18 protein-coding genes are annotated in these 21,129 nt (G+C 59.0%); 14 read left to right on the top strand and 4 right to left on the bottom strand.

All coding sequences use genetic code 11. The features are described 5' to 3' along the window. Nucleotides 1-9: 9 nt before the first annotated feature. Together GYM47_RS11005 and rsgA are read right to left on the bottom strand one after the other, a co-directional pair. Nucleotides 10-852, bottom strand: coding sequence for a sulfurtransferase (locus GYM47_RS11005; RefSeq protein ID WP_153842842.1), 843 nt, complete (start codon nt 850-852; stop codon nt 10-12). 77 nt (nt 853-929) lie between these two features. Further along, a complete protein-coding gene (gene rsgA, locus GYM47_RS11000; protein ID WP_153842843.1) occupies nt 930-1,949 on the bottom strand; it encodes a small ribosomal subunit biogenesis GTPase RsgA in 1,020 nt (339 codons plus the stop codon). A 146-nt stretch (nt 1,950-2,095) separates the two neighbouring features. Between rsgA and orn the strand changes: the two genes are divergently transcribed. Continuing rightward, entirely contained in the window at nt 2,096-2,680 is a 585-nt protein-coding gene (gene orn, locus GYM47_RS10995; RefSeq protein WP_153842844.1) for an oligoribonuclease, read from the top strand. A gap of 3 nt (nt 2,681-2,683) precedes the next feature. Here the strand turns inward: orn and queG are convergent, their stop codons facing one another. Then, a complete protein-coding gene (queG, locus tag GYM47_RS10990) occupies nt 2,684-3,808 on the bottom strand; it encodes a tRNA epoxyqueuosine(34) reductase QueG (RefSeq protein WP_153842845.1) in 1,125 nt (374 codons plus the stop codon). A gap of 129 nt (nt 3,809-3,937) precedes the next feature. Here queG and GYM47_RS10985 point away from each other — a divergent pair, with 129 nt between their 5' ends. The 11 genes from GYM47_RS10985 to GYM47_RS10935 all read left to right on the top strand — a co-directional run bounded on the left by GYM47_RS10985 (nt 3,938) and on the right by GYM47_RS10935 (nt 17,060). Further along, on the top strand, nt 3,938-5,431 hold the full coding sequence (locus GYM47_RS10985) for an NAD(P)H-hydrate dehydratase (RefSeq protein ID WP_153842846.1): 1,494 nt from the start codon (nt 3,938-3,940) through the stop codon (nt 5,429-5,431). An 11-nt stretch (nt 5,432-5,442) separates the two neighbouring features. After that, nucleotides 5,443-5,940, top strand: coding sequence for a tRNA (adenosine(37)-N6)-threonylcarbamoyltransferase complex ATPase subunit type 1 TsaE (gene tsaE / locus GYM47_RS10980; RefSeq protein ID WP_153842847.1), 498 nt, complete (start codon nt 5,443-5,445; stop codon nt 5,938-5,940). Continuing rightward, nucleotides 5,931-7,412, top strand: a complete 1,482-nt coding sequence (locus GYM47_RS10975; RefSeq protein WP_153842848.1) for an N-acetylmuramoyl-L-alanine amidase — start codon at nt 5,931-5,933, stop codon at nt 7,410-7,412. The genes tsaE and GYM47_RS10975 overlap by 10 nt, the downstream gene beginning before the upstream one ends. A gap of 47 nt (nt 7,413-7,459) precedes the next feature. Beyond that, the gene (gene mutL / locus GYM47_RS10970) at nt 7,460-9,376 is read left to right on the top strand and encodes a DNA mismatch repair endonuclease MutL (RefSeq protein ID WP_231128591.1); all 1,917 of its coding nucleotides are present in this window, start codon (nt 7,460-7,462) and stop codon (nt 9,374-9,376) included. 33 nt (nt 9,377-9,409) lie between these two features. Then, entirely contained in the window at nt 9,410-10,348 is a 939-nt protein-coding gene (gene miaA / locus GYM47_RS10965; RefSeq protein WP_153842850.1) for a tRNA (adenosine(37)-N6)-dimethylallyltransferase MiaA, read from the top strand. Between the two features lie 151 nt (nt 10,349-10,499). After that, nucleotides 10,500-10,748 carry an RNA chaperone Hfq gene (gene hfq, locus GYM47_RS10960; RefSeq protein ID WP_139527128.1) on the top strand — a complete coding sequence of 83 codons (249 nt, stop codon included), beginning with the start codon at nt 10,500-10,502 and terminating at the stop codon, nt 10,746-10,748. A 36-nt stretch (nt 10,749-10,784) separates the two neighbouring features. Further along, complete coding sequence (gene hflX / locus GYM47_RS10955) at nt 10,785-12,095, top strand: ribosome rescue GTPase HflX (protein ID WP_139527129.1); 1,311 nt, start codon at nt 10,785-10,787, stop codon at nt 12,093-12,095. A 138-nt stretch (nt 12,096-12,233) separates the two neighbouring features. Then, on the top strand, nt 12,234-13,499 hold the full coding sequence (gene hflK / locus GYM47_RS10950; RefSeq protein WP_139527130.1) for an FtsH protease activity modulator HflK: 1,266 nt from the start codon (nt 12,234-12,236) through the stop codon (nt 13,497-13,499). After that, nucleotides 13,500-14,384 carry a protease modulator HflC gene (gene hflC, locus GYM47_RS10945; RefSeq protein ID WP_139527131.1) on the top strand — a complete coding sequence of 295 codons (885 nt, stop codon included), beginning with the start codon at nt 13,500-13,502 and terminating at the stop codon, nt 14,382-14,384. Between the two features lie 187 nt (nt 14,385-14,571). Next, the gene (locus GYM47_RS10940; protein WP_153842851.1) at nt 14,572-15,765 is read left to right on the top strand and encodes an ATP phosphoribosyltransferase regulatory subunit; all 1,194 of its coding nucleotides are present in this window, start codon (nt 14,572-14,574) and stop codon (nt 15,763-15,765) included. Next, the gene (locus GYM47_RS10935) at nt 15,765-17,060 is read left to right on the top strand and encodes an adenylosuccinate synthase (protein WP_139527133.1); all 1,296 of its coding nucleotides are present in this window, start codon (nt 15,765-15,767) and stop codon (nt 17,058-17,060) included. Before GYM47_RS10940 ends, GYM47_RS10935 begins: the two co-directional genes overlap by 1 nt. 54 nt (nt 17,061-17,114) lie before the next feature. Here the strand turns inward: GYM47_RS10935 and cobO are convergent, their stop codons facing one another. Continuing rightward, complete coding sequence (gene cobO, locus GYM47_RS10930) at nt 17,115-17,714, bottom strand: cob(I)yrinic acid a,c-diamide adenosyltransferase (RefSeq protein WP_153842852.1); 600 nt, start codon at nt 17,712-17,714, stop codon at nt 17,115-17,117. A 209-nt stretch (nt 17,715-17,923) separates the two neighbouring features. On the opposite strand from cobO, the gene GYM47_RS10925 reads away from it, so the two are divergent. After that, the gene (locus tag GYM47_RS10925) at nt 17,924-18,409 is read left to right on the top strand and encodes a YajQ family cyclic di-GMP-binding protein (protein WP_139527135.1); all 486 of its coding nucleotides are present in this window, start codon (nt 17,924-17,926) and stop codon (nt 18,407-18,409) included. A gap of 79 nt (nt 18,410-18,488) precedes the next feature. Then, nucleotides 18,489-21,119: an aminopeptidase N gene (gene pepN, locus GYM47_RS10920; RefSeq protein ID WP_153842853.1), complete on the top strand. Its 2,631-nt coding sequence runs from the start codon at nt 18,489-18,491 to the stop codon at nt 21,117-21,119. Nucleotides 21,120-21,129: the final 10 nt, after the last annotated feature.

The following is a 21,129-nucleotide window of genomic DNA, read 5'->3' as shown; positions in this document are numbered from 1 at the left end:
GTAATGTCTTCATGTCTCGATAGGTGTGTCGTCGCGATTGCCCCACTCGCCCCAAGATCCCGCATAGCCGCGCATGTTGAAGCCAAGCGCCTTGCCGACTAGCCAAGTAAAGCTGCTGCGGTGATGGCTTTGGCAGTGAGTGGCAATTTCCATGTCGGGAGTGAGTCCAAGCGCATTGAGTTCGGTCATCAGCTCGGCGTAGTCGCGGATTCTCAGCGCGCGGCTGCGATCCATGGCGTCCAGCCAATCCATGTTCACTGCACCAGGAATGTGTCCTAAGTGTTTGTTATTACCGCGTTCGCCGTCGTACTCCGCCTTGGAGCGGGCGTCCCAGATGGCAAACCGCTTGTCGCCGAGCTTCTCTTTGATCTCGTCGCAGGTGATGGCGACGTTGGGGTTGAGAATCTCGGCGTGGTAGTCGCTGGGTGTCGGGGCGGTCAGCTCGGTGCTCTCTTCCAGCCCTGCGTCACGCCAGGCGTGAATGCCGCCGTTCAGGTAGGAGTAGCGGGTGTGGCCAATCAGCTCCAGCGTCCAGAGCAGCCGTGCCGCCCAGCCGCCGCCTTCGTCATCGTAGGCCACCACATGGGTGTCGCGGGTCAATCCCAGCGCGCTAAACAGCCTAGAGAGAAATGCGACCGATGGCACGTCATTGGGGACTGGACCTTCCCCGCGCATCAGGTAGCGGAAATCGAGATAGACGGCGCCAGGAACGTGGCCTTGGCGGTAGCTGTCGCCGTTGACGGGCACGTCGATGATGAGCAGTTGGGGCGCCTGCAGGTGCGCGTGTAGCTGCTCCGGCTCGACGATGAGCGGGAGTAGGTTGTGCTCTGATGAGTGGCTGGCAGTGCTCATGTCCGGTTCCCTGTCCTGGATGGTAAAACGAACACGACAGGGTGTAGCGATGCCACCCCATCATGGAGAATTCGTTACTACGGGTTCAAGCTATCGAGTATGCGTCGGTAGCTGGCAAAGCGCTCTGGATGAATCTTGCCTGCCTCGACGGCCTCTAGTAAAGCACAGCCTGGCTCATTGCGGTGGCGGCAGTCGCGAAAACGGCACAGGCCCAAATAGGGATGAAACTCGATGAAGCCCTCGGTTACGTCCTGCTCGTCCAGATGGATCAGACCAAATTCCCGAATCCCTGGTGAGTCGATCAGCTCGCCATTGCTGACCTCGTCGCGGCGCATGGCGTAGAGCCGTGCGGTGGTGGTCGTGTGCGTGCCCTTACGCGAATCTTCCGAGAGCGCGCCAATGCGCAGGGTTTCATCGGGGAGTAGCAGGTCGATCAGCGAGGACTTGCCCACCCCGCTTTGGCCGACGAAGACCGACGTGCGCCCCTCTAACTGCTGGCGCAGCGCATCCAAACCGTGGGGATTGGCCGTGGTGGTGCGCACCACTGGGTAGCCCAGCGCACGGTAGCGCTCCAAGAGCGTGCCCAGCTCGCCGCCATCGTCGGGCAGCAGGTCCGTTTTGTTGAGCACCAGTACCGGCGCGATGCCCGTCGCTTCGGCAGCGACCAGATAACGGTCGATCAAGTTGGGGTGCGGCGCGGGCTCGACGGCAAACACGATCAGCAGCTGGTCGATGTTGGCCGCGACCGGCTTGAGCTGACCGCGGGGGTCGGGACGCTTTAAGATGCTGTCGCGCTCTTCGCGGGCAACGACCACCCCCGAGCCGTCCTGGCCTGCCCGCCAGATGACTCGGTCACCGGTCACCAAACCCTCGAGGTTGGCGCGCAGGTGGCAGCGTATGGGCGTCCCGTCGGCGTCACGAACTTCCAGCGTGCGGCCAAAATGGGCCATGACGCGGCCCGGCTGTTCGGGGCCATATTCGCCCGCGGAGAGCTTTTCGGCGTCCTTGGCATCACGTTTTTCGGCACGCTGGGCGCGTTCGGCTTGGATTTTCTCGACGCGCCACTGCTGCTGACGGCTTAATTTACGTTTGCTCATGACCACCCGATGATCGTTACAATAGAGGGCATTGTACCCATCTAGGCGGCCCACTGTCCTGTATGGGGTGCGGGTTGGCGCAAGATAAGCGACACTTTTGTTCACTGCGCCGAAACAAGGGCGACCCTGACCAAGGAATGAATGTAATGAGCGAGCAAAACGGCGCACCGCGTAGTGACCTGTTGGTGTGGATCGATTTGGAAATGACCGGTCTGGAACCGGATAAAGAGCGTATTATCGAGGTGGCGACACTGATCACCGATGCTCGTTTGAAGGTCGTGGCAGAAGGGCCGGTGATCGCCGTCAAGCAGCCCGATCGCTTGCTGGCCAATATGGACGATTGGAACCAGAAAACTCACGGTGAGTCTGGATTGGTGGCGCGCGTGAAAGCGAGCACCGTCGAGACGCAAGAAGCAGAGCGTCAGACACTCGATTTTTTACGCCAGTACGTCGTTGCAGGCTCTTCGCCGATGTGCGGCAACAGTATTCACCAGGACCGCCGCTTTTTGGAGCGGGAAATGCCCGAACTGTGGGCGTTTTTCCACTACCGCAACCTGGATGTCTCGACCGTCAAAGAGCTGGCCAAGCGCTGGAACCCTGGTGCGCTGGCGGGCTTCAAGAAGCAAAACGCCCACTTGGCCATGGACGACATCAAGGAGTCGATCGCGGAACTGGCCCACTATCGCCGCACGTTTTTACGCGTGGAAGAGGGCAGCGACGAAGAGGAGTAGCGTTCAGGCGCGCGTGGCGATACGCGCATCACGCTTGCGGCGCTGCTCCGCGAGTGCCCAGGCAACATGTTCACGCACTAGGTCGCTTGGGTAGGCCCGTCTGGCCCATAGCGCGGCCTCGACGGCATCGCTCCACGGGGCGTTGCCCAGGCCAACGGCGAGATTGCGCAGCCAGCGCTCGTAACCGATGCGGCGAATGGGGCTACCGGCGGTCTTGTCGAGAAACTCCTCTTCGCCCCAACTGAACAGCGCAATAAGCGAGGCGCGATCGAGATCGTGGCGTGGCGTGAAGTCTGCTTCTTGGGTGATTTTCGTGAAGCGTGTGAACGGGCAAACGAGCTGGCAATCGTCGCAGCCATACACGCGATTGCCCATGGCGCGCCGATACTCTTCGGGTATGGCGCCGGGTAGCTCGATGGTGAGATATGAGATGCACTTGCGCGAATCGACGACCTTATCGTCCACGATGGCCCCGGTGGGGCAGGCAGTGCGGCAGGCGCTACAGCTACCGCAGTGCTCCTGCTCGAAGGGCGCATCGACGGGCAGTGGGAGGTCGGTATACAGCTCGCCAAGAAAAAACAGCGAGCCTGCTTTGGGGTTCAGTAGCATAGCGTTTTTGCCGAACCACCCCAACCCCGCCTTCTGGGCAAGCGCGCGCTCCATCACCGGCGCCGAGTCCACGAAGGCGCGGAAGCCAAATTTTCCTACTTCCCGCTCGATTTGCTTGGCTAGCTGCGCCAAACGTTTGCGCATCAATTTGTGATAATCACGCCCCAATGCATAGCGAGATACGTAGGCGCGGTGCGGCTGCCCCAATACTTTGGCACTCTCTACTTCGGCGGGCAGATAGTCCATGCGCACGCTGATCACCCGCTGCGTGCCGGGTTCCAGCTCCTCGGGGCGCGTGCGCTTGGTGCCGTGCTTGGCCATGAAAGCCATCTCGCCGTGATAGCCACTCTCCAGCCAGCGGTTCAAGTGCGCCTCGTGGGCAGCTAGGTCCGTGTCGGCGATGCCGACCTGTTGAAAGCCCAACTCGCGTCCCCACTGCTTGATCTGCTCGGCCAGCCGATGCAGGTGGTCATGGGTCAGAGCGTCGCTGGAGGGTGGAAATGTGATGGAACTTGGCATGGTCAGTCAACGGTGATGCGTTAAGCGCGCTATGCTAACGCATTAGCCGCTGGCACGACATGCCGCGTATGACGACGCGGGTAAGGTATGCGCATGAGGGTTGATTTAAGGCCTTTACAAGGAGTCATTGTGTCTACGTTGAACACCTCTTCACTTCGTCCTCTCTACACCGCATCACAGGTCCGTGAGTTGGATAGGCGTACCATTGCCGGGGGGATCGACAGCTTTGCCTTGATGCAGCGAGCGGCCTCCAGCGCTTGGCACAGTTTTCGCTCGCGCTGGCCCCAGGCGCGCAGCGTGACCGTGCTGTGTGGCGGCGGTCACAACGGCGGTGACGGTCACGTGCTGGCAGCGCTGGCCATGCAGTCGGGCCTCAAAGTGCAGCGTCTTTCTCTGAAGCCGCTAGATACGCTTTCTGGTGACGTGGCGCGCGCCGCCGAGCTGGCCACGGCTGCAGGCGTCAGCTTCGAAGAGTGGCAGCCAAGCACGACGCTGTCTGGCGAGGTCATCGTCGATGCGCTGCTGGGTACGGGATTGACCGGTGAGGTCGAAGGCAGCGTCAAGCAGGCCATTACGGCCATTAACACCGCGTCTCAGCCCGTGCTGGCGCTGGATATCCCTTCGGGAGTGTCGGCCGATACCGGCGCGATGCTGGGTACGGCGGTCGAGGCCACCTGCACGGTAACGTTCATTGGCGACAAAATCGGCCTACATACTGGCGAGGCGCCTGCCTACGCCGGTGACATCGATTTTCGCCCCCTGGGCGTCAAAGCGCAGGCGTTTTTCGATATTCCGCCGACCGCTTGGCGGTTGGATGAGGCAATGCTCAGCGAGGCATTGCCACCTCGTTCGCGCACCAGTCATAAGGGGAGCCTAGGGCACGTACTGGTGATGGGCGGCGCGCCGGGGTTTGGTGGTGCGGCGCTGCTAGCCTCTCAGGCGGCAGCGCGCTTAGGAGCAGGTAAGGTGACGCTCGCTACCGCACAGGAACACCTGACTGCCAGCCTCGTGCGCTGCCCAGAAGTCATGGCGCGTGCAGTGCGTAGCGGGGCCGACGTGGCCGAGTTGCCCGCCAATGCGGATGTCGTGGTGGTTGGGCCAGGGATGGGGCAAGAGGCCTGGGGCCAGGCAGTGCTGCAAAGTGCGCTACAGGCATCGACACCGCTCGTCATCGATGCCGATGCGCTCAACCTGCTGGCCAGCCGCTGGCCAACGCTTCGTCGGGACGACTGGGTATTGACGCCTCACCCTGGCGAAGCGGCCAGACTGCTGGGCTGCAGTGTGGCCGATGTCCAGGCGGATCGTCCGGCGGCCGCCCGGGCGTTGCAGCGCGCCCGTGGGGGCGTCGTGATTCTGAAAGGGGCTGGCAGCCTGGTGGCGGGTCCCAGCGGACTGGTCGTCTGCCCTTACGGGAATCCCGGCATGGCGAGCGGCGGTATGGGCGATGTGCTGAGCGGCATGTTGGGCGCCTTGATGGCTCAACTGGGCGGCTTGGAGCAGAGCGCTTGGCTGGGTACGATGCTGCATGCTCTGGCAGGCGACGAGGCGGCCAAAGCCGCCGGAGAGCGTGGCCTGTTAGCCAGTGATCTGGCATCCTATGCACGAGTGCTCATTAACCCGTGAAGGCGGCCAACATGCAGGTGCAATTGAACGATGAAGTGGCCCACGTTGCCTTTGGTGAGGCGCTGGGTCGAGCGCTAAGCGGTCGCGGGCGCGTTTATTTGGAAGGCGATTTAGGGGCAGGTAAAACCACCCTGACGCGCGGCATTTTGAGAGCATACGGCTATCAGGGAGCCGTTAAGAGCCCAACCTATACGTTGGTGGAGCCTTACGAGCTGGGCGATCAACGCATTTACCATCTGGATTTGTATCGTTTGGCAGACCCAGAAGAGCTTGAATTCATGGGCGGACGAGACGTTCTCGCCGATGATGCTCTCTGTCTGATCGAATGGCCCAGCAGAGGCGAGGGTTGGTTACCCGCACCCGATGTGCGCATTCAGCTCTGCGTAGCGGCGCAGGGTCGAACGGCGCGTTTGACGGCCGAAACCGCCTTTGGCCAGCGTGTCTTAGCGCCGTTGGAGGCAAGGATCATCGATAATTCGCGGGAGAGTGGTGGGATTCAATGGATATGAAACGACCCCTCGTTCGGCTATTCATCCGCTGCGCGGTAGGATGTGCGTTCTTATTGACCGCCAGTGCGACCACCGCGCAGGCGGCCAACGTCGAGAGCATGCGGCTTTGGGCGGCACCCGATCACGCGCGTTTGGTGTTCGATCTCACGGGGGCCACGCAAGCCAACGTATTTACGTTGGACAATCCGTCACGTCTGGTGATCGATCTAGACGACAGTCAGCTCAATACCGATGCCTCCACGCTGCCACTGGAAGGCAGCGCCATTTCAGCCGTTCGCACGGGGGTGCGAGACCAGGGCGGCTTGAGGGTGGTGCTCGAGCTTAACCGTGCTATCGAGCCTCGTCATTTTACGCTTCCGCCTAACGACCAGTATGGGCATCGTCTGGTGGTCGATCTGGAGTATCCCGGCGAGAGTGCAGTGGAAAATCCCATCGATCCCATCGAAGCGATGATTCGTGACCAGGAGATGATGGCACAGCGCTCGGCCCAGGCGCGGCTACCCGGCGTAGAGGCCGACGTGCCATCTCCAGCGCCAGATCAGCCGCCGGTAGAAGTGCAGCCCGCTCAGCCGCACCCACAGCGGGACATTATCATTGCCATCGACGCCGGGCACGGTGGCGAGGACCCGGGTGCCATTGGCCCGGCGGGCACCCGTGAAAAAGATGTCGTGCTGGAAATTGCCCGTCGGCTCGCCTCCGACGTCAATCGCACGCAGGGGTTCAAAGCCGTGCTGATTCGCGATGGCGACTACTACCTCGGTTTACGCCAGCGCACCCAACTGGCTCGTGAGCAGAAGGCCGATTTCTTCGTCTCGATTCACGCCGATGCCTTCACTAGTCCCCGCCCTCAGGGTAGCTCGGTGTATGCGCTGTCACAGCGTGGGGCGACATCAGAAACGGCACAGTGGCTGGCCGATAGTGAAAATCGCTCGGATCTGATCGGCGGTGTCGATGGCAGTTTGTCGCTGCGTGACAAAGACCAAGTGCTGCGCGGGGTGCTGCTGGACCTTACCATGACCGCGACGCTCAACGACTCGCTGTCGATTGGCGGGCAGGTACTCGAACAGCTTGGGCGAGTCAACCGGTTGCATAAATCCCGGGTCGAGCAGGCGGGCTTTATGGTGCTGAAATCACCGGATATTCCATCGCTGCTGATTGAGGTGGGCTTTATATCGAATCCCGACGAAGAGCGTCGCCTGCGCGACCCAGTGCACCAACAGGGGCTTTCGACGGCCATTTTCAGCGGCCTGCGCGACCATTTTCAGCGTAATCCACCGCCAGCCAGCCTGCTGGCGTGGCAGCGGGATCATCAGCGCAGCCCCACGGGCGACGAATATCGCATCCAATCAGGCGACACGCTCTCCTCGATTGCCGTTCGCCACGGTGTCCCGGTAAACCAGCTGAAACAGGCCAACGATTTGAATGGCGACATCATTCGTGTGGGGCAGGTGCTACGTATCCCCAGTTCGTGACACGCATGCTTAATAAACCACTTAGATACTGAATGTTGAGGTGTTGGTTGACTGAATTGAACTCGTTCTCTGGTCGTATCCATGTGCTCGACCCTCGCCTGGCCAACCAAATTGCCGCAGGCGAGGTGGTCGAACGCCCCTCGTCAGTCACAAAAGAGCTGATCGAGAATGCCATCGATGCGGGCAGTCAGCGGATCGAAGTAGAGATCGAACAGGGCGGCGCAAGGCTGATCAAAGTGCGCGATGACGGCATCGGTATCGGCGAGGCGGACCTGCCGCTGGCATTAGCGCGCCATGCCACGAGTAAGATCAGTAGCCTCGAGGATCTGGAAGGGGTTAGTTCACTGGGCTTTCGTGGAGAAGCGCTGGCGTCGATCAGTTCTGTGTCGCGCTTGGAGCTGGTCTCCAACGCGGAGGAAGATCCCCGCCTGGGGTGGCGGGTCGTCGCCGAAGGGCGCGGTATGGAGGCCCGGGTGACACCTGCACCGCACCCCCGGGGCACCAGTGTCTCGGTGCGCGACCTGTTTTTCAACACGCCCGCGCGGCGCAAGTTCTTACGCACTGAAAAGACCGAATTTGCCCATGTGGAGGAGGCCTTTCGTCGTCAGGCGCTATCGCGTTATGACATTGCATGGGTGTTGAAGCACAATCAGAAAGTGGTGCATCAGCTTCCCCAGGGAGATTCACCCGCCTCTCGTGAGCGGCGTATTGCATCGCTGTTGGGCAAGAATTTTATCGAACACGCCCGCTACATCGAACGCGAAGCGGGTGGCCTGCGGCTCAGTGGCTGGGTGGGATTGCCAACTCACTCGCGCTCACAGGCCGATCAGCAGTACTTCTTCGTCAATGGCCGCGTGGTCCGCGATCGCCTCGTTGCGCATGCGGTTCGTCAGGCGTATCGCGACGTGCTCTACAACGGTCGCCACCCGGTGTTCGTGCTTTATCTTGAGCTCGATCCCGACGTGGTGGATGTCAACGTCCACCCAACCAAGCATGAAGTACGTTTTCGTGATGGGCGTATGGTGCATGATTTCCTGTATTCCAGTTTGCACCACTGCTTGGCGGCCTCCAAACCCACCGATGAGGAGCAAAATGAGGTGGCCGCTCCGACGGGTCAGGTCGAAACCGTCTCTAGCGTGGGCGCTGCGCCAGAGACTCCCCGCTGGCAGCAGCAGGGTATGCCGCTGCCGGAAGCGTCCGAGCGACACCCCGGCGCTGAGCGGGTGCGCCGCTTCATGCAGGGGTATCAGGCGCTGCATCCCGATCACGAAGAGACGCTGTTAACGCCACAACCTAGCCCGCCCCACCCACACACAACCGCATCGGAAGTGCGTGAGGCGCCGCCACCTGTCATGCCGGAGCATGATGCCACGACAGCGCCGCCGCTTGGCTTTGCGCTGGGCCAGCTGCATGGCGTGTACATCTTGGCACAGAACGCACAGGGACTCGTTCTGGTGGATATGCATGCAGCCCACGAGCGGATCGTCTACGAGCGTATGAAAAACCAGCTGGCAGCGGCAAAGGGGATCGATACCCAGCCGCTGCTGGTGCCCGTGTCGCTGGCGGCCAACCGCAGCGAAGTGGCCATCGCAGAGAGCGAGCGTGACGCCATTGCTCAGCTAGGCGTCGAGCTGGATGTGGCTGGACCGGAAACGCTGCTAGTACGCCAGCTGCCCGCGCTGCTGGCCCAGGCCGACCCCGAGGAGCTGGTGCGTGAAATGCTCGAAGAGCTGTCACGCTATGGTCGCACGCATCAGGTCGAGGCGCGTATTCATGAACTGCTCTCTACCATGGCGTGTCACGGCAGCGTGCGGGCTAACCGGCGTTTGACGCTCGATGAAATGAACTCGTTGCTACGTGACATGGAGCGCACTGAGCGCAGCGATCAATGTAATCATGGCCGTCCCACTTGGACGCAAATGAGCATGAAAGCGCTCGACCGCCTATTTTTGCGCGGCCAGTGACGATGAAAACGACTAACGGAGTGCGTCGAGCATATGGCTGATACACGCCCCTGGGCGATATTTCTAATGGGGCCGACGGCTGCTGGCAAAACCGACGCTGCGATAGCGCTCCATGAGCAGCTAGGCCATGAACTGATCAGCGTCGATTCTGCCATGGTCTACCAAGGCATGGATGTGGGTAGCGCCAAGCCCAGCGCGGCAGAACTGGCGCGGGCGCCCCACCGTTTGATCGATATTCGTGATCCTGCAGCCCCCTATTCAGCGGCAGATTTTCGTGAAGACGCCCTGCGTGAAATGCGTCAAATCAGCGCAGCCGGTCGAGTGCCGCTATTAGTGGGTGGCACGATGCTTTACTACAAGCGCTTGGTCGAAGGCGTGGATAATTTGCCAGGAGCAGACGTTGCCATTCGCGAACGCCTGGAGGCACAGCGTCAGCATGAGGGATTGGCTGGCCTGCATCGCACGCTGGCCGAAGTCGACCCATCCTCAGCGGCACGTATACACCCCAATGATCCTCAACGGCTGATGCGCGCGTTGGAAGTGTACTATGCGAGCGGTCGGCCGATGAGCGAGCTATGGGCAGAGCAGCAGCCGGAAACCTTTCCATGGCGGGTGCTGTCGATAGCCCTAGCACCCAACGAACGACAGGTGCTTCATCAGCGTATTGCCCGGCGTTTCGAAATGATGTTGGCAGAGGGCTTGATAGACGAGGTCGCTGCCCTCAAAAAGCGTAGTGATCTTCATATTAACTTGCCATCCATGAAGAGCGTTGGCTACCGTCAGGTATGGGAGTATCTAGACGGTGCTTATGATCGCGATGAACTCGTGGCACGAGGTATCATTGCCACTCGTCAGCTTGCCAAGCGTCAATTGACGTGGCTGAGAAGCTGGCCGTCCTTGACATGGGTCGATTCGCAGCAGCCAGATGCGCTGGATAAGCTTCTGAAATTCGTGCGTGAAAGCGGTGCTTAGCGTAAGATAGTGATTTCGTAAGCAAGTGTTTTCGAGTGGCCGGCTAACGCGTTTGACACATTAGGCCTTTCGGGCAACAAGATTGCGGCGTAGCACCAGTAGGGCACGCCATTTGATAACCAACCCCAACGACAGTTTTAGGGAGAGCAACATGTCCAAAGGGCAGTCCCTTCAAGACCCGTACCTGAACATTTTGCGCAAGGAGCGCATTCCGGTCTCTATTTTCCTGGTAAACGGCATTAAATTGCAGGGCCAGATTGAATCGTTTGACCAGTTTGTCATCTTGTTGCGCAATACCGTCAGTCAGATGGTTTATAAACACGCTATTTCCACGGTGGTGCCCTCGCGCAACGTGCGTTTGCCGGCACAGGATCCGTCAGCACCCGACGCTGACATCTAACACCGCTGGATAGCAAAAGAGTCCATGAGGTATTGATTGTTTTTTGAACGCCCAGACGCCGGTGAAACGGCAGTACTTGTTCACGTAGATTTCTACGATGAGCAGGCACGTGAAGACCCGGGTGAGTTCTTGGAGCTCGTGCGCTCTGCTGGCGCAGAGCCCGCGACATTGCTCACAGCGAGTCGACAGCGGCCTGATTCCCGCACCTTCATAGGGTCAGGTAAGTTGGACGAGCTGCGGGCAATGCTCGCAGCTCATGACGCTGAACTGGTCATCTTCAACCACAGTTTAAGTCCTTCCCAGCAGCGCAACCTGGAGCAAGAGCTCAAGTGCCGCGTGTTGGACCGTACCGGTCTGATACTCGATATTTTTGCGCAGCGGGCACGAACGCATGAAGGTAAGTTGCAAGTAGAGCTTGCTCAACTCGAGTACATGTCCACGCGCTTGATTCGCGGCTGGACGCACCTCGAGCGTCAAAAAGGCGGTATCGGCCTGCGCGGTCCCGGCGAAACACAGCTAGAGACCGACCGTCGTTTGCTACGCGGCCGTATCAAATCGATTCATAAGCGCTTGGATAAAGTGCGCAGCCAGCGTGAGCAGAACCGGCGTGCTCGAGCCCGTGCAGAAATTCATAGCGTGTCGCTAGTGGGCTATACCAACGCGGGTAAGTCGACGCTATTCAATGCGCTGACCAGCGCTGAGGTCTACGCAGCGGATCAGCTCTTTGCGACCCTAGATCCGACACTCCGTCGTTTGGAAATCGAAGACGTAGGGCCTGTCGTCATGGCCGATACCGTCGGTTTTATCCGCCACTTGCCGCATAAGTTGGTGGAAGCTTTTCAGGCGACGCTGCAAGAAGCGGCGGAAGCGACGCTGTTGGTGCATGTCATCGATGCGGCCGACCCTGACCGCGATCTCAACGTTGAGCAGGTCGATAGCGTACTGAAAGAGATTGGGGCGGATAGCGTTCCGGTACTCAAAGTGATGAACAAGATCGACAAACTCGATAGTGCGCCACGTATCGAGCGAGATGGTCACGGCGTACCTGAGGTGGTCTGGCTATCGGCTCAGCAGGGCCAAGGGCTTGAGCTGTTACATGAAGCGTTGACCGAGCGGCTCGCCAACGACGTGATTGGTTTTTCGCTCACCCTGTCGCCAGAGCAAGGTAAGCTGCGCGCAGGCCTGCATGAACTCAATGCCGTGCGCGAAGAGAGTTTTGACGAGCAGGGGCGCTCCGTATTGGATGTGCGCTTGCCGAGGCGCGACTTCAACCAGTTGATGGCTCAGTTGGGAGAGCGTGCCAATACCTATTTACCAGAAGCATTACGCGAATCTGACGAATGGTAGCCCATCGAGTACCTACCCCCATAGTCATCGGCTGTAAAGGTATGGTACAAGATTGATATAGCAATAATATCAAAAGCACCCGGCCTTGCATTCAGTATCAAGGCAAAGTGCAGGTGAACACCTTAGTGGAGACGAAGTATGGCCTGGAATGAGCCCGGTGGTGGCAACCAGCACGACCCCTGGAGCGGTGGCGGCCGACGCGGTAATGGCGGCGATCGCGGTGGGAACAATGGTGGTGGAAACAACGGCGGCAATAATGGCGGCAATAACCAGGGGCCGCCTGACTTGGATGAAGCGCTGAAAAAGTTCCAAGACAAGCTCAACGGTATGCTAGGCGGCAGCGGCAAGAAGAGCGGCGGTGGTGGCGGCAAGAGTGGTGGCGGTAAGCCTCGTAACTCGTTTGCTCTGCCAGGCCTTCTGCTCATCGTGGCGCTTGCCATCTGGGGAGCCTCGGGCTTCTATCTGGTGGACCAATCGGAGCGGGGCGTCGTGCTGCGTTTTGGTGAGTACCAGGGCATCGTCGAGCCGGGCCTCCAGTGGAACCCGCCGCTCATCGATGACGTGCGCATGGTCAACGTGACGCGCGTACGCTCTGTCTCTCAAACTCAGTCCATGCTGACGCGTGATGAAAACATCGTCGAAGTGGAAATTTCTGCTCAGTACCAGGTCGCGAATCCGCGCGATTTCGTGCTGAACGTTCGTGATCCGGCGCTCTCCATCGAGAACGCACTGGACTCTGCGCTGCGGCACGTGGTCGGTGGCACGGACATGATCGATATCCTGACCTCTGGTCGTGAGATACTCGGTAGCTCCGTCGCGAGCCGTCTGCAAACGTATCTGGATGCCTACGGCGCCGGTATTCGCCTGCAAACTATCAACATCGAATCCACGTCGGCACCTGCGCCCGTCATCGATGCTTTTGATGACGTTATCCGTGCCCGTGAAGATCGTCAGAGAACGATCAACGAAGGTATGGCGTACGCCAATGCGATCATTCCGGCCGCACAGGGTCAGGCTCAGCGTATCGTCGAGCAGGGCCAAGGATACCGTGAGTCGGTGGTGGCAGAAGCACAGGGTCAAGCTAACCGTTTCAACGCGCTGCTGACCGAGTATCGCAACGCGCCGGAAGTGATGCGCGAACGTATGTACCTGGATGCCATCGAAGAAGTCTTTGGTGGGACGCCGAAAGTTCTGCTAGACGTGAGCGACAATGCGCCGCTGATGTATTTGCCGCTCGATCAAATGCGCGGCGGTAGCAGTAACGACAGTCGTTCGGCGAGCAATGATAGCGGTGCTAACAGCAGCGATACGGTCGATCCGCGCGTGTTAGAGTCGCTGCGAGGCAGCCAAAGTAGCTCCTCATCGTCGTCCAGCAATAACCCCATTCGCAGGGAGGGCCGCTAAATGATTAATAATCGATCCCTGCTTATCGTAGGTGGTTTGGCCGCCGTCGCGTGGCTAGCGAGCAACAGTCTTTATGTCGTGGATGAAACCGAACGCGCTGTGAAGCTACGCTTTGGTGAAGTCATCGAAGAGAATATTCAGCCGGGTCTGCATGTGAAAATTCCGATTGCGCAGACCATCCGCAAGTTCGACGTGCGGCTGCTGACGCTGGATACCGATACTAGCCGCTATCTGACTCTTGAGCAGAAAGCGGTCATCGTCGACTCTTATGTCAAGTGGCAAGTCGTCAACCCGACCCGCTACTACGAGGCTACCGCAGGCGATGAACTGATGGCGATCCGCCTCATTCAGCCGCGAGTGGATGAGAGTCTGCGTAATGAATTCGGTCGTTTGAATCTTCAGGAAATCATTGCCGAGCGCCGTGATGACCTGATGACAGGCCCCACCGAAGAGCTCGATCAGCTCATGCGTGAAGAACTCGGCGTGGCGATTCGCGATATTCGTATCAAGCGCATCGACCTGCCTGAAGATGTCTCGGCAGCCGTCTTCGAGCGCATGCGCTCAGAGCGTGAGCGTGAGGCTCGCGAGTGGCGCGCACAGGGTCAGGAAGAGGCCGAGCGGATTCGCGCTAATGCCGACCGTCGCCGTCAGGTGCTGCTTGCTCAAGCCAACGAGCGTGCCGAGACGCTGCGCGGTGAGGGGGATGCCGAAGCAGCCGCTATCTTCTCGCAGGCTTATAGCCAGGACCAAGAGTTCTTCGCTTTCTGGCGCAGCCTGAACGCTTACCGTGAAAGCTTCTCTGGCGATGGTAATCTGCTGGTGCTAGAACCGGATAGCGACTTCTTCCGTTATCTACGCAGCGCCGTTCCCGACAGCGCCGAGTGATGCGCCCATCCCGCCAAGCACTGCGCTTGGCGGGGTTCATATAGCGCATAAACGTGATAGACTTTACCTACCGGGCGTCGCCCGGTTTTTTTGTGGCCCTCGTTTCGTGAACGTTCCACACAGCGCCTCGTGAGGCAGCGAGTGGTGTCGTTAGAAAGGGCCTTCATCGTCTCGCAGGATTGTTCACATGACCATCGCTGACCGCTGGCTACTGCCCGACGGCATGGATGAGGTGCTGCCGCCTCAGGCAAGCCGCATGGAAGAGCTGCGCCGTGCGCTGCTCGATCTTTACCATTGCTGGGGCTACGACCAGGTCATGCCGCCCCCGGTGGAGTTTTTGGACTCCTTGCTGACCGGTACCGGCACGGACCTCGATCTTCAAACGTTCAAGCTGACCGACCAACTGACGGGTCGCATGATGGGCGCCTCGGCAGACGTCACACCGCAGGTGGCGCGGATGGACGCCCACTCCCTAAAACGCCAGGGGCCAGTTCGGCTGTGTTACTGCACCAATGTGCTGCGTGCCAAAGCCGACCAGCATCAAGGGGGACGCAGCCCAGTGCAGGTCGGAGTCGAGCTGTTTGGCCATGCTGGCCTCGAAGCCGACAGTGAGATTATTCATCTGGCGCTTGCCAGTCTTCATGCGGCAGGCGCTGACGAGATACATTTGGCATTAGGGCACATCGGGATCTACCGTAGCCTGGTGGAAGCCGCTGCCCTTAACGATGAGCAAGAGCGCGCGCTGTTCGAAGCGTTGGCGCTTAAATCGCCGGGGCAACTGGTTGAGCAGGTCAGTGCCAGCGTTAGCGACCCTGTGTTGGCAGATATGCTAGTGGCGCTAGGCGAGCTGCATGGGGATGCCAGCGTTCTGAGCGAGGCGCGCGAGCGTTTTGCTGGCGCGCCTACCCCCGTGACGGCGGCGCTAGATCAGCTCGAGGCGCTTTACAAAGGCGTTTTGGCGCGCTTTGACGTATCGCTCTATTTTGATCTAGCGGAGCTGCGCGGTTATCAGTATCACACGGGTATGATGTTCGCGGCGTACGTGCCCGGCTATGGTCATGCGCTGGCCAAAGGTGGGCGCTATGATGATACTGGGCGCGCGTTTGGCCGAGCCCGACCCGCTACCGGCTTCTCCATGGACCTGAAGCAGTTGGCATCGCTGGCATTGGCGTCACCCAGCCAGGGGGCCATTTGGGCGCCAGCCCAAGAAGAAGAGTCGCTCAACGCTGCCATCGTCGCGCTGCGTGAGCAGGGTGAACGCGTAATTCAAGCGCTGCCTGGGCAGCGTACTGGGCCGGCGGAGCACAGCTGTGACCGCCGTCTTGAGTTTATCGATGGTCGTTGGCAGACAACGGCCCTGACACAAGAGACGAGTGCATAATGGGTAAGAATGTCGTAGTCCTGGGTACCCAATGGGGCGATGAAGGCAAAGGCAAGATCGTTGACCTGCTCACCGAATCCGCTGCTGCTGTGGTGCGCTTCCAAGGGGGGCATAATGCCGGTCACACGCTGGTCATCGACGGTGAGAAAACCGTCCTACACCTGATCCCCTCGGGTGTGCTACGTCCAGGTAAAACCTGTGTGATCGGTAACGGGGTCGTATTGTCACCGGAAGCGCTGATCAAAGAGATCCGCGAACTGGAAGCGAAGGGCGTTCCCGTTCGTGAGCGTTTGCGTCTTTCCCCGGCGTGTCCGCTGATCTTGCCTTACCACGTGCGTCTCGACCAGGCACGTGAGAAGGCCCGTGGCGTGGCTAAGATCGGCACCACCGGTCGCGGCATTGGCCCGGCATACGAAGACAAGGTGGCGCGCCGTGGTCTACGGTTGGGTGACATGCTCCACCGTGAGCGTTTTGCCTCCAAACTCGGTGAGGTGCTCGACTACCATAACTTCGTGCTAGTGAATTATCACGGCGAACCGGCGGTGGATTTCCAGGAAGTGCTCGATAGCGCCATGCAGATGGCCGAAGAGCTGCGCCCCATGGTCAGCGATACCGTCAGCATGGTGCACGACCTGCGCAAGGCCGGTGAGAACATTCTATTCGAAGGCGCCCAAGGCTCGCTGTTGGATATCGACCACGGTACTTACCCGTTCGTCACCAGCTCCAACACCACGGCTGGCGGCACGGCAACCGGCTCTGGCGTCGGCCCGCTCTATTTGGACTACGTGCTGGGTATCACCAAAGCTTACACCACGCGTGTTGGCTCGGGTCCGTTCCCCACCGAGCTGTTCGACGATCATGGCCGTCACTTAGCCGAGCGTGGGCACGAGTTTGGCGCGACCACCGGGCGTCCACGTCGCTGCGGCTGGTTCGATGCGGTGGCGCTGCGTCATGCGGTGCAAATCAACTCGGTTTCCGGTATCTGCCTGACCAAACTGGACGTGCTGGACGGTTTGGAAAACATCCGTGTGTGTGTTGGCTACCGCAGCAAGGATGGTGACGTGCTGGATAACCCGGTGGATTCAGAGGGCTACGAAGCGGTAGAGCCGGTCTATCACGATCTGCCGGGCTGGAAAGAGTCCACGCTGGGCGCTAAGAAGGTGGAAGACTTACCGGCTAATGCCCGTGCATACATCAGCTTCCTCGAAGAGCAGGTAGGCACCAGCATCGATATCATTTCTACCGGTCCCGATCGTATTGAAACCATCGTGCTGCGCAACCCGTTCGAAGGCTAGGTCGCACACCCTCAGGTGATACCCAAAGGGCGGCTTGGCCGCCCTTTATCGTGCTTAGAAATCGATGCCTCGCCGGGCCTGAAGGCCGTTGTTGAAAGCGTGTCGCACCTCCTGCATGTCGGTCACGGTGTCCGCCATGGCCACTAGCTCACGGTGGGCATTTCGCCCGGTAATGATCACGGTTTGTTCCTGCGGACGGTCCAGTAGCGCCTGTTTGACGGTGGCGATATCGAGATAGCCAAACTTCAGCATGTAGGTGAGTTCGTCCAACACCACGAGATACGTCTCGGGGTCTGCCAGCATTTTCTGCGCTTCTTGCCAGACCTCCAGACAGGCGGCGGTGTCCGCTTCGCGATTTTGCGTATCCCAGGTAAAGCCGGTTGCCATGATAGCGACGCTCAAATGAGGATCGTCTTCCAGCCGATTGCGCTCGCCACACTCCCATAACCCCTTGATGAACTGCACCACGCCTACTTTGTAGCCATAACCCAGCGCGCGCGTGACGGTGCCCCAGGCGGCGGTGGTTTTGCCTTTTCCGTTACCCGTGTTGATGAGCAGCAGTCCGCGCTGCTCGGTGGCATTGGCAACTTTTTCGTCCACTCGCGCTTTGAGTTTTTCCATCGATGCTTTATGGCGGGTATCGCGATCACTCATGGTCTCTCCTCGTTGAAAGAGTACAAGGCTATGTCAGCAGGTTACGACAGAGGCGCACAATTTAACATCGCCCTGAGAGGTGTTTGTATAGCTTTTAAGCTTGATGTGACCGGCTTGCAGAGTTTTTGTCCAGATTTTTCTAAGAGAATTGGCCGGTTGGGGGCTTGCTGCTCTAGAATGGTGGGTCATGTCTTGTTAGGAATAGTGTCATGCCCTCATTTGATATCGTGTCAGAATTCGATCAGCACGAAGCCGCCAATGCGGTGGACCAGGCCAATCGTGAAGTCCAGTCACGCTTCGACTTTAAAGGCGTCGATGCCAGCTTCACGTTGGAAGGCGATAAGGTGCTGCTCGAGGCCGAAGTAGATTTCCAGCTCAAGCAAATGCTGGACGTGTTGCGTAACCGACTGATTGCCCGCGGTATCGACGCACGTTGCATGGATGTCAAAGATGCCGTGCTGTCCGGTGTCAAGGCGCGTCAAGAGGTGGTACTCAAGCAGGGGCTCGATCAAGCTGAAGCCAAGGATGTGGTCAAGCGCATCAAAGGCAGTAAGTTAAAAGTGCAGGCTCAAATTCAGGGTGAAAAAGTGCGCGTAACGGGCAAAAAGCGAGATGACCTGCAGAGTGTCATGGCGCTACTGCGTGGCGAAGAGGGGCCTGACTTGCCATTACAGTTCGACAACTTTCGCGATTGACGATCACAAAAAAATATTCATTGAGTAGCGCCGTATAGGCGCTACTCGACTACTGAAAAGCTTACAGGAGTTTCGCGCTATGTCTGATCCGCAGCCGGTTTATTTAAGCGACTACCAGCCACCCGCCTACCACGTAATTCATACCGAGCTGACGTTTGATCTTGACCCCACCGAGACCCGTGTGAAAGCACGTCTGACCATGCAGCGCCACCCAAGCGCTGACGCGGCTGCGCCGCTGGTGCTCGATGGTGAGCATCTATCGCTGCGCGCGCTTGCCATCGATGGTCAAGCGTTGAGCGATGCCGATTACCAGCTCACTGATGAAACGCTGACGATTACCCGTGTACCTGCTGCCTTTACGTTAGAAAGCGACGTGGCGATCTCGCCCAGTAGTAATACGGCTTTGGAAGGGCTTTATCAATCAAATGGCATGTACTGCACGCAGTGTGAAGCAGAGGGCTTTCGACGTATTACCTATTATCCGGATCGCCCCGATGTCATGGCCACGTTCAAGGTCACGGTCATCGGTGATGCGCAAAAGGAGCCGGTGCTCCTCGCCAACGGCAATCCGGTCGAGCAGGGAACGCGAGAGGACGGCCGTCACTTCGTGACCTGGGAAGATCCGCATCCCAAGCCCTGCTACCTCTTTGCGCTGGTGGCTGGGGATTTGCAAAAAGTCGAAGATCACTTTACGACCATGAGCGGCCGCGACGTGACGCTGCAGCTGTGGGTAGAGAAGGAGAATCTCGATAAAACCGACCATGCCATGGCCTCACTCAAGCGCGCCATGCGCTGGGATGAAGAGACTTACGGGCGCGAGTACGATCTGGATCTGTTCATGATCGTGGCGGTCAACGACTTCAATATGGGCGCAATGGAGAACAAAGGCCTCAACATCTTCAACTCCGCGGCGGTGCTCACGCACCCCAAGACCGCCACCGATGCGGCGTTTCAAAATGTCGAAGGGATCGTTGCCCACGAGTATTTCCACAACTGGTCGGGGAATCGCGTGACGTGCCGCGATTGGTTCCAGCTCTCGCTAAAGGAAGGTTTTACGGTATTCCGCGATCAGTGTTTTTCTGCGGATACCAATTCAGCCCCCGTCAAGCGCATTCAAGACGTCTCGTTTTTCCGCACCGCGCAATTTGCCGAAGACGCAGGTCCCACGGCGCATCCGATTCGTCCGGATCACTATATCGAGATCACCAACTTCTACACGCTGACTATCTATGAAAAAGGGGCAGAAGTGGTGCGCATGCTGCGCAACCTGCTGGGCTGGGAGGCCTTCCGCCGTGGCTCGGATCTCTATTTCGAGCGCTTTGACGGGCAGGCCGTGACGATCGAAGACTTCGTGGGCTGCATGGCCGAGGTATCGGACATCGATTTAAGCCAGTTCATGCGCTGGTACTCCCAGGCGGGCACGCCGGAAATCGATGCCCACGGTGAGTACGACTACGCCAACGCCGAGTACCATTTGACGCTTCGCCAGCGCACGCCAGCCACGCCCGGACAGCCGGACAAGCAGCCGCTGCACATTCCGGTACGCATGGGCCTGGTGGGCACCAAATCCGGTCAGGATTTAACGCTCACGCTCGACGGCAACAAGATTGGGAAAGACGCGGTCATTCACCTGACCGACGATGAGCAGACCTTCATCTTCACGGAAGTGGCCGAGGCACCCGTGCCGTCGCTACTGCGCGATTTTTCCGCACCGGTCAAGCTGCACTTCCCTTATTCCCGCGAAGATTTGGCCTTTCTATTGACCCACGATAGCGATGGTTTCAACCGCTGGGATGCCGGTCAGCGATTGGCGCTACTGGCGCTGGACGACCTGATTGCTGCCCATCGAAACGGCGTCGAAAAAGTGATGGACAACCGAGTGATCGAGGCATTCCGCTTGCTCTTGACCTCTTCCATGGACGATAAAGCGGTGCTGGCCGAGATGCTGACACTGCCCTCGGAAGCCTATATCGCCGAACAGCAGCCAATCGTCGACGTGGATGCCATTCACGCTGCCCGCGAGTTCGTGCGCCAATCCCTGGCGCTGGCACTGCGTGATGAGTTCTTGGCCGTCTATAAGGCGAACGTCAGTGACGCCCCATACGCGCCTACGCCTGAACAAATGGCTCAGCGCAGCCTCAAAAACGTAGCGCTCGCTTATTTGATGTCCATTGAGGACGACGAGAGCGTCGCGCTGTGTGAAGCGCAGTTTGCGACGGATCACAACATGACCGACGTTCGCCACGCGCTGACACTGCTCGTGCACAGTGATCGTGACGACGTGTCGGCACCGGCTTTGAAAGCCTTTGGGGAAGCCTGGGCTCACGATCCACTCGTGATGGATCAGTGGTTTACGATTCAGGTAACGCGCCCTCAGCCCGATGTACTGGAGCGCGTGGAGTACTTAATGCAGCACCCTGCGTTCTCGATGAAGAACCCCAACAAAGTGCGTGCGTTGATTGGCGCTTTTGCGCAAAACCGTATCAATTTCCACCGCCTGGATGGCAAAGGGTATGCCCTGTTGGCGGATGCGGTGATCGAGCTCAACCGCCTCAACCCTGAAATTGCCGCGCGGCTGATTACCCCATTGACGCGCTGGCAGCGGTTCGATGAGACACGACAGCAGTTGATGCGAGCAGAACTCGAAAGAATCAAACGCGAGCCGCTGTCGTCCAACGTGTTCGAGGTGGTCGAGAAAGCGCTGGCATAACGTGCATCCA

Origin of the sequence: Vreelandella piezotolerans (assembly GCF_012427705.1) — a bacterium.
Classification (GTDB): Bacteria; Pseudomonadota; Gammaproteobacteria; order Pseudomonadales; family Halomonadaceae; genus Vreelandella; species Vreelandella piezotolerans.
Note: the sequence above shows the minus strand (reverse complement) of the source record. Positions and strands in the feature narration are given on the sequence as shown.